Annotated in this window: 8 protein-coding genes; 2 read left to right on the forward strand and 6 right to left on the reverse strand. The window is 63.7% G+C overall.

Annotation, left to right across the window (positions count from 1 at the left end; translation table 11 throughout):
* Positions 1-103: 103 nt before the first annotated feature.
* From CO671_RS00690 to CO671_RS00715, 6 genes are all read right to left on the reverse strand, one after another.
* Positions 104-991, reverse strand: coding sequence for a transglutaminase family protein (locus CO671_RS00690; protein ID WP_097603924.1), 888 nt, complete (start codon positions 989-991; stop codon positions 104-106).
* Positions 988-3,405, reverse strand: coding sequence for a circularly permuted type 2 ATP-grasp protein (locus CO671_RS00695; protein ID WP_097603925.1), 2,418 nt, complete (start codon positions 3,403-3,405; stop codon positions 988-990). The genes CO671_RS00690 and CO671_RS00695 overlap by 4 nt, the downstream gene beginning before the upstream one ends.
* Before the next feature lie 49 nt (positions 3,406-3,454).
* Positions 3,455-6,781 (reverse strand): transglutaminase family protein, encoded by a 3,327-nt coding sequence (locus tag CO671_RS00700; protein ID WP_097603926.1) that lies wholly within the window; start codon positions 6,779-6,781, stop codon positions 3,455-3,457.
* Positions 6,782-6,891: 110 nt separating this feature from the next.
* The gene (locus tag CO671_RS00705; RefSeq protein WP_097603927.1) at positions 6,892-8,274 is read right to left on the reverse strand and encodes a sensor histidine kinase; all 1,383 of its coding nucleotides are present in this window, start codon (positions 8,272-8,274) and stop codon (positions 6,892-6,894) included.
* Positions 8,271-8,948, reverse strand: coding sequence for a response regulator transcription factor (locus tag CO671_RS00710; protein WP_085743241.1), 678 nt, complete (start codon positions 8,946-8,948; stop codon positions 8,271-8,273). The genes CO671_RS00705 and CO671_RS00710 overlap by 4 nt, the downstream gene beginning before the upstream one ends.
* 96 nt (positions 8,949-9,044) lie before the next feature.
* Entirely contained in the window at positions 9,045-10,913 is a 1,869-nt protein-coding gene (locus tag CO671_RS00715; protein WP_097603928.1) for an adenylate/guanylate cyclase domain-containing protein, read from the reverse strand.
* Positions 10,914-11,314: 401 nt separating this feature from the next.
* On the opposite strand from CO671_RS00715, the gene CO671_RS00720 reads away from it, so the two are divergent.
* Positions 11,315-12,184, forward strand: a complete 870-nt coding sequence (locus tag CO671_RS00720) for an ornithine carbamoyltransferase (RefSeq protein WP_097603929.1) — start codon at positions 11,315-11,317, stop codon at positions 12,182-12,184.
* A 64-nt stretch (positions 12,185-12,248) separates the two neighbouring features.
* Positions 12,249-13,295, forward strand: a complete 1,047-nt coding sequence (locus CO671_RS00725) for an ABC transporter substrate-binding protein (RefSeq protein WP_064683404.1) — start codon at positions 12,249-12,251, stop codon at positions 13,293-13,295.
* Positions 13,296-13,444 lie beyond the last annotated feature (149 nt).

Here is a 13,444-nt window from a genome sequence, read left to right on the forward strand (position 1 = left end):
GAAACCCTGTCAGGTGATTAACGCATGCTGGTTCTTTACGCCGACCTTACGGCGTCAATAGAATTTTAACGAATCGCCGGTTTTTTCCAGTTTTGGGATTGGCTTATTTCAGCGGGATCACGTCGACCGCCTGGACGGCGCGCTGGCCGCCATAGCTTTTCAACACACCGATAACGGGGACGACGTCGGAATAATCGCGCCCATAGGCGACGACGATATGGTCGGTGCCGGCGGGGATGTCGTTGGTCGGGTCGAGCTCGATCCAGCCGATCGTCTCGCCGCACCAGATCCTGACCCAGGCATGCATGGCATCGGCCCCTTCCAGCCGTTCCTTGCCGGGCGGCGGAATGGTGCGCAGGAAGCCGGAGACGTAACCCGCCGGAATGCCGAGGCTTCGCAGCGCCATGATCATGATGTGGGTAAAATCCTGGCAGACGCCGCGCTTCAGCTTGAAAGCCTCGAGCGGTGTCGTGTCGACCGTCGTCGCGTCGGGATCGTAGGTGAAATCCTTGTTGATGCGGGTGCAGAGCGCATGGGCGATCTGCATCGCCGTCAGATCGGGCTTGGCGCAGCTTCGGGCATAGTCGGCGATCTCGCGCGTCTGCGTCAGGCGCGGGCTGTCGCCGAGAAAGTGGTGCGGCGAATCCGGCGCCAGCGACCAGATGCCTGCTATCTCCTCGGGCAGGTCGGCAAGCAGCGGCGAGAAATCGGCGGCGATCGGCTGGCTTTCGACCTGCACGCGGGCCTGCATGCGAATGTCGAGCGCCTCGTGCGGCGCGCGCAACATGAAGGAGGTGGCGGGGTGTTGAAAGAAATCGACGAAATGCGACTGCTCGTCCGGCGTCGGCGAAATCGTGATCGAGCCGGCGACCAGGCGTTGCCGGTTGGTGAGCGACAGCGGCATCAGGCGCATGATATGGCGAGCGCCGGACGCCGGGACGTCGTAGATGTAACCCATGCGGAGCGAGAGGTCGTAAAGCACTGCCGTCACCCGAGATAGGTCTGGGCGAGCAGGTCGGAAAGCTGCTCCAGTTCGCGTTCGAACCGCTGATAGACCTCAGGCCCCATGCCCTCCGGCGTCATCACCGCCAGGCCGGAATGAAGCCGCATCGCCTCGCGGTAGAAGGGCGACATCTGGCCGTTGATCAGGGCATTCGGCAATTGCTCGACCTCGTGGTGGATCTCGTTCACCTGGAAGAGCACCGAGCGCGGGTTGAGCGGATCGAGCGCCAAGAGGTCTGTGACCGTCAGCCGCGCCGTATTGACGTTGTAGCGGCGGCGGTGGGTCATGACGCTGTCGCCGATCTCCAGCAGCATGTCGAGGGCGCCGTCGGGCGCTTCCGGGCCGGACATGTGGCCGAGCAGGCGGGTCATGTGCAGGCCGCGCTCGATATAGCGGCCGAGCGAGAGGAAGCGCCAACCCATGAAGCGGTACATGTTCTCGTGCACGAGGCCGGCAAAACCGGCGAGCTTGCGCAGAAGGATCGTCATCGCGTGGCTGGCGTCGTCGCCGGCAGTGACGGTGACACGGAAACGGCGGGCGGTCTTGGCGAGATCGTTGAGCGCCAGCCAGCCGTCCGGCGAAAAACGGTCGCGGATATTGCTCGCCGAATAAACCGCGCTGTCGATGTTGCGTAAGAGCGTTTCCGGCACGGCCTCGGCAGTATCGATATCGACGGCGGCGAGATAGGCCGAGACGTCGGCGAGCAGCGGCTGGCTCGGATCGGCGGCCTCGGCATAACGCGCATGCCAGGCGCGCAGGATGCGCAACGCCCCTTCGGCGCGTTCGATGTAGCGGCCGAGCCAGAACAGGTTGTCGGCTGCCCGGCTCGGCAGGCTGCCCGGCATGTTGCGGGTGAAGCTGCCTTCGGCCGGCAGCAGCGTGTGGCGCTCGACCGGCTTGTCGCTGACGATCCAGACATCGGCGGCCGCGCCGCCCGACTGCATGGCGATCGCCGCGACATCGGCGCCGGAGCCGATGCGGGCAAAACCGCCGGGCATGATCTGCCAGCCGTTGGCGGTGCGGGCGGCGAAGACGCGCAGCGACATCGGCCGCGGCACCAGCTTCCCGTCCACCCAGGCGGGCGTCGTCGAGAGTGTGACGACCTCCTGGCCGACCAGCTTGGGGCCGTCCGAACTCAGCCAATCGGTGATGGAATCCCTGGCGGTCGCCCGCAGCGACGAGCCGAGCACGGATTCGCCGTCGTCGTCGAAGAAGGGCGCCCGGGAGTAGGCCGGGCCGATCACCATCTTCTCGATATTCTTGGCGACGTGCTCGCGCTCTTCCTCCTGGCCGCACCACCAGGTCGCAATCGAGGGCAGCCGCAAATCCTGCCCCAACAGACGGCGGCAGATGGTCGGCATGAAGGCCAGAAGCGCCCGGGTTTCGAGAATGCCGGTGCCGAGCGCATTGACGATGGTGACGCTTTCGGTGCGCAAGGCTTCGACGAGGCCGGGCGTGCCGATATGCGAATTCTGGTTCAACTCCAGCGGGTCGGCGAAGGCGGAATCGAGACGGCGCCAGAGCACACCGATCGGCTTCAGGCCGGCGACGGTGCGCACCATGACGCGGCCCTTGACGACGGTCAGATCCTCGCCCTCGAGCAGCATGAAGCCGAGATAACGGGCGATATAGGCGTGTTCGTAATAGGTCTCGTTGGCCGGGCCTGGCGTCAGCACAGCGATGCGGTCGTCGCCGGAATGTTTCATGCTCTGCAGCGCATCGCGGAAGGCGCCGAAGAAGGAGGCGAGGCGGTGGACCGGGGTTTCGGCGTAGATATCCGAGAAGGCGCGGGTGGTGGCGACGCGGCTTTCCAGCGCGAAACCGGCGCCCGATGGCGCCTGCGTCCTGTCGGCGAGCACCCACCAATTGCCGTCAGGCCCGCGGCCGATCTCGAAAGCGCAGAAATGCAGATAGTGGCCGGATGCCGGCCGGATGCCGGAGAGCGGGCGCTGGAATTCGGGATTGGCGGCGATCAGCGCCGGCGGCAGCACCCCTTCCTCCACCAGCCGGTTGTCGCCATAGATATCGGCGACGATCGCTTCCAACAGATCGGCGCGCTGGACCAGGCCCGCCGACAGCGCCTGCCATTCGCGCTCGTCGATCAGCACCGGGATATGCGAGATCGGCCAGGCGCGTTCGCCGGTGCCCTTGCTGCCATAGGCGCGGTAGAAGACGCCGGCATCCCTGAGATAGCGGTCGGCGCGAGCGAAACGCTCGGCGAGATCCTTTTCCGGCATTGCGCCGAGATGCGAGAGGAAACGCTGCCAGACGGGGCGGACGACGCCATTGTTGTCGACCATCTCGTCGGCAGTGCCGGGAAGCGGCGCATAGTCGAAGGCCGCATCCTTGCCGATGCGAACCTCTGCCTCACCCTTGCGCTCCGCTGCGGGCCTTTTACCCATCAAAACTCACATCCCAACCCCGGCCTCAGCCCTTGGCCTCGATCCCGGCTCAAATTCCGGCGGGCCGCCGCAGATCCAGCGTCAGCGGGAATTCAAGCGAACCCGTCTCGGCGCGCGGGATATACCCGCCTGCCGTATGTCCCCACGGTTCGAAGCGGGCGAGCCGCCTTGCTTCCGCCTCGTTGCCGTTGACCGGGAAGGTGTCATAGGTCCGGCCGCCCGGATGGGCAACATGATAGATGCAGCCGCCGATCGAACGCTTCGACCATGTATCATAAATGTCAAATGTCAAAGGTGTGTTGACCGGCAGGACGGGGTGCAGGCCCGAAGCCGGCTGCCATGCCTTGTAGCGGACGCCGGCGACCGATACGCCGGAGGTGCCGGTCGGCGTCAGTGGCAGGGTGCGGCCGTTGCAAGTCACCGTGTAGCGGGCCGTATTACTGGTTTCGAACCGCACCTGGAGGCGCTCGACGGAGGAGTCGACGTAGCGCACGGTGCCGCCGACCGCGCCTTCCTCGCCCATGACATGCCAAGGCTCCAGTGCCTGGCGCAGTTCCAGCTTCGAGCCCTCGTATTCGACTTCGCCGCAGAAGGGGAAGCGGAATTCGAGCTGGGCCTTGAACCATTCCGGGCTGAGGTCGAAGCCGTTTTCGCGAAGATCGGCGAGCACGTCGAGGAAATCGGCCCAGACGAAATGCGGCAGCATGAAGCGGTCGTGCAGGGTCGTGCCCCAGCGGACGAACTTGCCGTCGACCGGGTTGACCCAGAAGCGGGCGATCAGCGCGCGCACCAGCAATTGCTGGGCAAGCGACATGCGTGCGTTCGGCGGCATTTCGAAGCCGCGGAACTCGATGAGGCCGAGCCTGCCGGTCGGGCCGTCGGGCGAAAACAGCTTGTCGATGCAGATCTCGGCGCGGTGGGTGTTGCCGGTGACATCGGTCAAGAGATTGCGGAACAGGCGATCGACGAGCCAGGGCAGCGGCGGCTGACCGCGGCCGGGCGCCGCGATCTGCGCCATGGCGATCTCCAGCTCGTAGAGGCTGTCGTGGCGAGCCTCGTCGATGCGCGGCGCCTGGCTGGTCGGGCCGATGAACATGCCGGAGAAGAGGTAGGAGAGCGAGGGGTGGCGCTGCCAGTGGAGGACGACGCTCTTCAGCAGATCCGGACGGCGCAGGAAGGGGCTGTTGTTCGGATTGGCGCTGCCGACGACGACATGGTTGCCGCCGCCGGTGCCGGTATGACGGCCGTCGATCATGAATTTGTCGGCGCCGAGCCGGGTGGCGCGCGCCTCCTCGTAGATTGCCGTGGTGATATCGACGCAATCCTTCCAGTTGGATGCCGGATGGATGTTGACCTCGATGACGCCGGGATCCGGGGCGACGCGGATGACGTTGATGCGCTCGTCCTGCGGCGGCGGATAACCTTCGATATGAACGGGAAGCTTGAGCTCGGCGGCAGCGTTTTCGGCAGCGGCGATCAGCTCAAGATAATCCTCGATCCGCTCGACCGGCGGCATGAAGACGCAGAGCCTGCCGTCACGCGGCTCGACCGACATGGCGGTGCGCACGGCGCCGCCGATTTCTCCGAGCGTCTGTTCGATCCGGCTGCGATTGTTCTCGCCGGCGTGGAAGGAGGCTTCCGGCATGGCGCGGCCGGCCGGCACGAAAACGTCAGGCAGCGGTTCGCGCGGGATCGTCGGATCGGCGGGATGGATATAGGGATAGCGTGCCGGAGGGACATAGGGCAGGGTGCCGAGCGGCAGGCGGTAGCCGATCGGGCTGTCGCCAGGCACAAGGAAGATCCTGCCGCGGCGGGTGCGCCATTTCTCGCTGACCCAGACCCGGCTTTCAGCGGCCCTGGCGTTCCATGCCTGGACCGGAAGGATGTAACCGGTGGGGACGGTGAGGCCACGATCGAAGACGCGGGCGATGCGGTTGCGTTCCTCGGGATCCTTCAGCTTCGAATTCGCCGGATCGACATTGTCGGGAAGATTGCCTTCCTTGATGATCCAGTCGGCCGGATCCTCAAAGGCCGGCTGCACCATGTCGGGCTTGATCGCCAATTCTCTCGCGATCGCCGTCAAGAGCTTTTCGGCATCCTCGGCCGCAACACCGGTATCCCTGCCTTCGGCGGCGACCAGATCGAGGTTCTGCCAGATCGGCTTGCCGTCGCGGCGCCAGTAGAGCGAGAAGGTCCAGCGCGGCAGGCTTTCGCCCGGATACCATTTTCCCTGGCCGTAATGCAGGAAGCCGCCGGGGGCGAAGCGCTCCTGCAGCCGGCGGATCAGGCTGTCGGCCTTTTCGCGCTTGGTCGGGCCGACGGCGGCGGTGTTCCACTCTTCGGACTGGAAGTCGTCGATCGAAACGAAGGTCGGCTCGCCGCCCATCGTCAGGTGTACGTCCTCTGCTTCGAGGACACGGTCGACCTTCTCGCCGAGTTCGTTGAGCTCCTCCCAGCTTTCATCCGAGAAGGGCTTGGTGATGCGCGGGTGCTCGGCGACGCGCGAAACCTTCATGTCGAAGGCGAATTCGGTTTCGGCCTCGCCGAAGTAACCGCCAGAGATCGGCGCGGCGTTGCGGTAATGCGGCGTGGCGGCCAGCGGGATGTGGCTTTCCCCGGTCAAGAGGCCCGATGTGGGATCGAGGCCGACCCAGCCGGCGCCGGGCAGGTAGACCTCGGCCCAGGCATGCAGGTCGGTGAAATCGACTTCGGTGCCGGAGGGGCCGTCGAGCGCCTTCAGATCCGGCGTCAGCTGGATGAGGTACCCGGAGACGAAGCGGGCGGCGAGGCCGAGATGGCGAAGGATCTGGACGAGCAGCCAGCTGGTGTCGCGGCACGAGCCCTTGGCTGTTTCCAGCGTTTCCTCCGGCGTCTGCACGCCGGCTTCCATGCGGATGACATAGCCGATCTGGCGCTGCAGGCGGGCGTTCAAACCGACGACCATATCGATCGTCGCCTGCCCGGGCGACCAGTCGAGGGTCGGCAGCAGCGCCTTCAGGCGCGGGCCGGCCGGCTCGGGCGTCATGTAGATCGACAGATCCTCGCGGATCGTTTCGGGATAATCGAAGGGCCATTTGGTCGCTTCCTCTTCGACGAAGAAATCGAACGGGTTGTAGACCGTCATGTCGGCGACGAGGTCGACCTCGATCTTGAACTCCGTTACCGGGTCCGGGAAGACGTAGCGGGCGAGATAATTGCCGTAGGGATCCTGCTGCAGATTGACGAAATGGTTGGAGGGCGTGACCTTCAGCGAGTGGCTGAGCACCCGTGTCTTCGAATGCGAGGCCGGTTTCAACCGGATAATCTGGGGGCCGAGGCGAACCGGCTTGTCATAGATATAATGCGTCAGGTGATAGATACTGGCTTTGATCGACATATTTCTCTTTTTATCCTGCGCGCATCGTCGTGCGTCTTGCTGTTCCCAAAGCCAGTCTGTGCAATGCAGCGAAAGAAAGCAAGGTGCAAAGGCCGGGGTGGCGACGGCTTTTACGACGCCCTGGTAAAGGTGACGGCAACCTTCAGCCCGCGGTCGCCCGTTCCAGGTTCCAACGTCATGACAGCATTGAAAAGATTGGCGATTTCCTCGACGATGGGAAGGCCGAGGCCGGCGCCGGGCGCGGCGGAATCATTGCCGCGCGAAAAACGGCGGCGTACCGCCTCCAGCTTCTCCCGCGCAATACCGGGGCCGTTGTCCTCGACTTCGAGGCGGATCGTCTCGGCGGCGGCGATGACGCGGACGGTGACTTCAGCCCCCTTGCCAGCATAGGCGATGGCATTGCCGGCAAGATTGCGCAGCATTTCGCCGATCAGCAGCGGCTCGGCGCGGATCATCGCCGGGCTCTCACCCTCGAAGCCGAGATCGATGCCGGCGACGGCAGCGGCCGGGATCTGTTCGCCGGTGATTTCCTGGGCGATGGCGGCGAGATCGATGGCGGAGGCGGTCAGCGCCTCCTTGGCCGCGGCGGCGTCGATCTTCGCCATCAGCAGAAGCTGGGCAAGGATGCGCTCGGCATGCGCGACGGCCTGGTCGCCCTTCAGCGCTGCCGCCTGGGCTTCACCGAGCGAGCCGGCGCGGGCCGAAAGTGCAAGCTGGGTGCGGATAATCGCCAGCGGCGTGCGCAGCTGGTGGCTGGCATTGCCGGTGAAATTGCGCAGGGCATCGAGCGCCGACTGCAGGCGGACCATGAAGGAATTGACCGTATCGACCAGCGGCTCGACCTCGCTCGGCACGGTTTGTTCGATCGGATGCAGATCGTCAGGACTGCGTTCGCCGATGGCGTCGCCGAGCTTGTAGAGCGGGCGGAGCGCCACCGTGACCGAGATCCAGACGATCACCGCCGCTCCGGCGATCATGACGGCGAGGCGCAGTGCAGAACGCACGAGGATCGCCTGGGTCAACTGTCGGCGGGCGATCGTGGTTTCGGCGACGGTCACGACGAAGGGTACCGAGCGGATGCCGGTCGAGGCGGACCGTTCGAGCGTGGCGATGCGGATCGGCTCGCCGCGAAAGGTGTCGTCGGCGAAGGCGGCCGCACCGCTCGGCGTCTTCTGCAGGACCGGCAGAGCCTGGTAACCGGTGATGAATTGGCCCGGCGGGCCGTCGACGCGGTAGAAGACGCGGTCCTGCGCGGCCGAAGTCAGCATTTCGAGCGCGACATAGGGGATATCGACCTGCAGCGTGCCATCTTCGGCGACGACGACCCGTTCGGCGATCGCGAGCGCCGAGCCGGCGAGAACACGGTCGGAGACGATGTTCGAGGTCTGCACAGCCTCGCGATAGGTATCGGCAAGCGCCAGCATGCCGATGACGGCCGTGGAGACGAGCAGCCAGAAGAGCAGCCGGCGCCGGAGAGAGTAGGCGGCCTTCATGAAGCCTCGGGCAGCTTGTCGAGATAATAGCCGATGCCGCGGGCAGTCTTGACTGTCAGGCCATGCGGCGAAAGGCGCTTTCTCAGCCGGCTGACATATTGCTCGATGGCGTTTGCGGAAATGTCGTCGTCGAAGGCGGTCAGCGACTGTATGATCGCCTCCTTGGCCACGACCTTGCCGGCCCGCATGAAGAGGATTTCGAGCAGGCCAAGTTCTCGGGCGGGAATGTCAAGAGGGGTGGAACCGGCGGAGAAGGTGCGGGAATTGAGATCGAAGGAAATGCCGCCGAAGCCGACCGTCGCCGAACGCAGCCCGGCCTGGCGGCGCAGCAGCACGCGCACACGAGCCTCGAATTCGGCGATGTCGAAGGGCTTGATCAGATAATCGTCGGCGCCGAGATCAAGGCCTTTTACCCGTTCCTCCGGCGCTCCCCGCGCCGTCAGGATGAGGACGGCCGCCTGATTCTGCCGGGCGCGCATGGCGCGCAGCACATCGAGCCCGTCCATCTCGGGCAGGTTGAGGTCGAGGATGACAAGGTCGAAATTTTCCGCCGCGATGACGGCATTGGCGGAGGCCCCGTCATGGACCACATCGACGGCATGGCCCGTGCCGCGCAAGATCGCCGAGAGCCCGTCGGCCAGCGCGATATTGTCCTCGGTGAGCAAGATGCGCACGGATGTTCCCCTGTTTTTCAAGCGACGTTACAGGGGTGAAGACGGGTTGTCACAGCGATTTTGAAGATTGGTGAACGGGCCGGATAAAGATCGATCTCAGCTGCCCGTCCTTTCCATCTCCTCGCGCTGCGTCATCGCGGCGGCGAGCAGCCTCTGGAAGCGCGGGTCGTCGCGGATATTGTCGAGGTCGGAATCATTGTTGAACCATTTGATATGGTAGACGGAGCTGTTCGGCAGCAGCTTCTCCAAAAGGTCGATCGCCTGGTCGACATCGCCGAGGACGGAATAGACGCAGGCGAGATTATATTGGGCGACAATGTCGTCGGGATCGATGGCGATCGCCCGCGCCGCCCAGTCGCGTGCGCGTTTGACATCGCCGAGATGGGCAAGCGCCAGCGCACCGCGATGGGCGGGGCCGGAATTTTCCGGATTGAGATTCAGCGCGCGTTCGGCGCGCAGCAAGCCGAGGCGGGCCCAGTTTTCCCTGTCCACCCCACGGCCGAGCGAATGGTAGGCGGCCATCAGATGGATCGGCGAGACGTAGTCGTCAGGGCGGATTTCGGCGGCGCGGGTAAAATATTGAACGGATTCGGCAAAGTTTCCGTGCATGAAGAAGAACCTGGCATAATGGAAATTCGCCTCGAAGAGGTTCGGGTCGAGCGTCAGGGCACGCTCGAAGGCGGCCGCCGCCCGGTCATCATAGCCGCTCTGATGCAGCGCCAAGCCGTGCGAGGCATGGGCCTCCGGAAGATCGGGATCGAGCGCGAGCGCGCGGGCACTCATCTCGAGGATGCGTCTCAGCGGCACATCGTCGGGCGCCCAGTCACGGATCGCGGCGTCGCAATCGGCGATGCCGGCATAGGCGCGGGCATAGTCCGGATCGAGTTCGACTGCCTTGCAGAACATGCGCCTGGCGAGCTGCAGATAGGATTTCGTCCAGGTGTGGGAAAGCTGGCGGCCCCGGAGATAATAGGTATAGGCCTCGACATTGGCGGTCGGCTCGTTGGCGATCGCCTTCTTCTCCTCCGGCAGCAGGCGCACCTTCAGCTGGCCGACGATCGCGTGGGTGATCTCGTCCTGGATGGCGAAGATGTCGGTGAGGTCGCGGTCGTAGCGCTCGGCCCAGAGATGATCGCCATTGGCGGTGTCGATCAGCTGGCCGGAGATGCGCACGCGCTTGTCGAAGATGCGCACACTGCCTTCGAGCACATAGCGCACGCCGAGTTCCTGGGCGAGCCGCTTCAACTTCACCGAGATGCCCTTGTAGGTAAAGATCGTATTGCGCGGCACGACGTGCAGGCTGGAGATCTTGGAAAGATCGGTGATGATGTCTTCGGTTATGCCGTCGGAGAAATAATCCTGGTCGGCGTCGCCGCTCATATTGGTGAAAGGCAACACCGCGATGAAGCAGGTATTGCGGTTCTGCGCGATGAGCTTGGCGGAAGAGGGTGGCGCGAGGGTGACGGTGTAGACCTGCACCGGCTGGCGGATGTTCTTCAGCATGTGTTCGCCGATAAATTCGAAGCCGAGATTGAGGCGCGAGCCGACCTGATCGCGCACCGAGGCGGAAACTGCGATGCCGCCGGGCGCAGCGATACGCTCGAGTCTCGCGGCGAGATTGACGCCGTCGCCGAAGATGTCGCCGTTTTCGACGACGACGTCGCCGAGATTGATGCCGATGCGGAATTCGACGCGCTCATCCTTCGGGACGTTCTCGTTGCGCGTCGACATGCTGCGCTGGATTTCGGCGGCGCAGGCGACTGCATTCACGACGCTCTGGAATTCGGCCAGGATGCCGTCGCCGGTGAGTTTGACGATCCGGCCCTTATAGTCCGAAATCCTGATATCGACCAGCTCGCAGCGATGGCGGTTCAGGGCCTGCAGCGTGCCTGACTCATCGATGCCCATCAGCCGGCTGTAGCCGACGACATCCGCAGCGAGAATAGCGCTCAGTCGTCGTTCCATGACCCCTCCCATGGATCTTCCCGGAATAACCTAGCTGATTTTTAGAGGTCGCGCAGAGTCGTCCCCCGAAAAAGAAATTCGGGCGGCGTCGACGTTTTGACGCGGTAGCGCGACAATATATCGTCGCCTGTCTTCATCAATACTCTAAAAAGGTGAAGGATGACGCGAAATCATAATTATTTATGGTTATAATTGTGGGCATGACCGGCCAGTGGGCTGTTGTTGCTACATATCAATATTTCCGTGGTCGAGATAAGACCTCGCTCGATCGTAGTTTTGGCTTTTCAGTCGGACGCGGGCAAACCATCACCCGTTATCTCTCGACACCAGTTCGGCGGCGGTTGCCGTGAGGTCGGTTCACGTTATTGTGGCGGCGGTTTTCATATGCGGCGGGGATCAGAATGACCGGTTCAGCTCGAGATTTTCTAGAGTTTCACTGTATTCCGGAGGCGGCGCTTCGGTGGATTCTCGGCCGGGCCGGCGAGCTCGCCAAGTCCTGGGACGAGCGGGCGATGCCGCAGAGTCTTGCGGGCAAGCGCGTCGCGCTGATCGCCGACGATAGCGGCTGGCGCAATACCACCGCCTTCGATCTTGGCATCCAGGCGATGGGTGGCATCTGCGTGCATGTGCCGATCAGCTTCAATGCAAGGGAGGAGACCGGCGATCTTACGGGCTACCTCGGAAACTGGTTCGACATGCTAGTGATCCGGACGAAGGAGCTTGCAACGCTGAAAGCGGTGGCGACCGCTTCGTCGGTGCCTGTCATCAATGCGCGCACCCGCTCGAACCACCCTTGCGAGACGCTCGGCGACCTTGCTTATATCAATGGTCGGCGCGGCACGATCGACGGGCTGAAGGTCGTCGGCGTGGCGGCGGACGCGAATATCCTCCGCTCCTGGGTCGAAGCGTCCATCGTGCTGCCGATCGAAGTGGTTCAGGTCTATCCCGAACGCTGGCATATCCGCGATACCGCACTGCTCAGCGGGCGCTTCCGCAGGAGCACTGATATGGATGAGCTATCGGATGCCGACGTGGTAATCACCGATTCATGGCCGGGTGACGCCAGCGAGGACGTGCTTGCCGATTACAGGCTTGGGACCGATCTGCTCGATCTGCTGCGGAAGAACGCGATCTTCCTGCCGTGCCCGCCGGTGATGCGCGGGCAAGAAGTGACAGTCGAGGCGATGCAGCATTCGCTCTGCCAGAGCCACGCTGCCAAGGCCTTTCTGCTGCACGCGCAGAACGCTCTCATGGAGTGGGCCGCTATCTAGATCCGGCGCCCTTGCTCCCTTCCGCACGCTCGGGCATTGTTGCGGCATGAGGAGAATTTTCATCTTGCTGCTGGCGTTCTGGCCGGGTTTTGCCCTGGCCGATCAGGTCTTTTTTCCGGCGAAATCGGGCAAGGCCGAGGCGCCGGTGCTGACCGTTTATTCCTCGCTCGACGAGCCGCTGGCGCAGCCGATGATCCGGGGCTTTCAGGAGGCCAATCCCGATGTCGCGGTCAGATATGAGGACATGCTGACCGGCGAAATCTATGACCGGATCGTCGGGGAGACGGATGCCGGCAAGAAGACGGCGGATTTTGCTTTCTCCTCGGCGATGGACCTGCAGGTGAAGCTTTCGAATGACGGCTATGCGCAGGTCAGCAATCTGCCGATGAGCGCCGCATGGCCGAAATGGGCGAACTGGCGCAACACCGCCTATGCGCTGACTTTCGAGCCGGCGGTCTTCGTCTATCACAAGCCGAGCTTCGCGCATGAGCCGGTGCCAAGCTCGCGGGCGGAACTCGTCGACTATCTGAAGCGCAAGGGCAATGCGGTCTATGGCCGGATCAGCACCTACGATATCGAGAGGTCCGGTGTCGGCTTTCTGTTCATGGCGCGCGACCAGGAGCAGTTCGGCGACATCTGGTCGGTGATCGGCGCGATGGGCGCGGCCGGCGTCAAGCTTTACTCGACGAGCTCGGCGATCCTCGAACGCGTCGCCGACGGGCGCTTCGTGCTCGGCTACAATATCCTCGGCTCCTACGCCGCCGACTGGGCTTCGCGGCATCCTGATGTCGGGATCGTGCTGCCGAAGGACTATACGGTGGTGATGTCGCGGATCGGGCTGGTCCCGCAGGCGGCCGCCGAGCCGGAGCTCGGTCGTCGTTACCTTACCTTTTTCATGTCGAAGGAGGGCCAGACGATCATGGCGCGCGAGCTGCAGATCCCCGCGGTCAGCCCCGAGGTGGCCGGCGAGAACACCGCCAATACGCTGCAGGAGCTGCTCGGTTCGCAACTTCGGCCAGTGCCTGTCAGCCCCGGGCTGATGGTCTATCTCGACCAGGTGAAGCGGGCGCGGCTGATCGCGCACTGGAACGAGGTTTTGCGGGCGCAGTGAGGAAGACCTGTCCTTGCGAGCGCCGGACAGCCATATCCGGAAGAGGATTGCCGGATCCGCGCTGCCTGTCTCAGCCTCGCCGAAGCAGGTCGGCGCGGCTGAAGCAACCTGCGGAACGCGAAGTCACGAAAAGCCCGGATTGACAGGGG

The sequence above is a fragment of the Rhizobium sp. M10 genome, assembly GCF_002531955.1.
Classification (GTDB): domain Bacteria; phylum Pseudomonadota; class Alphaproteobacteria; order Rhizobiales; family Rhizobiaceae; genus Rhizobium; species Rhizobium etli_C.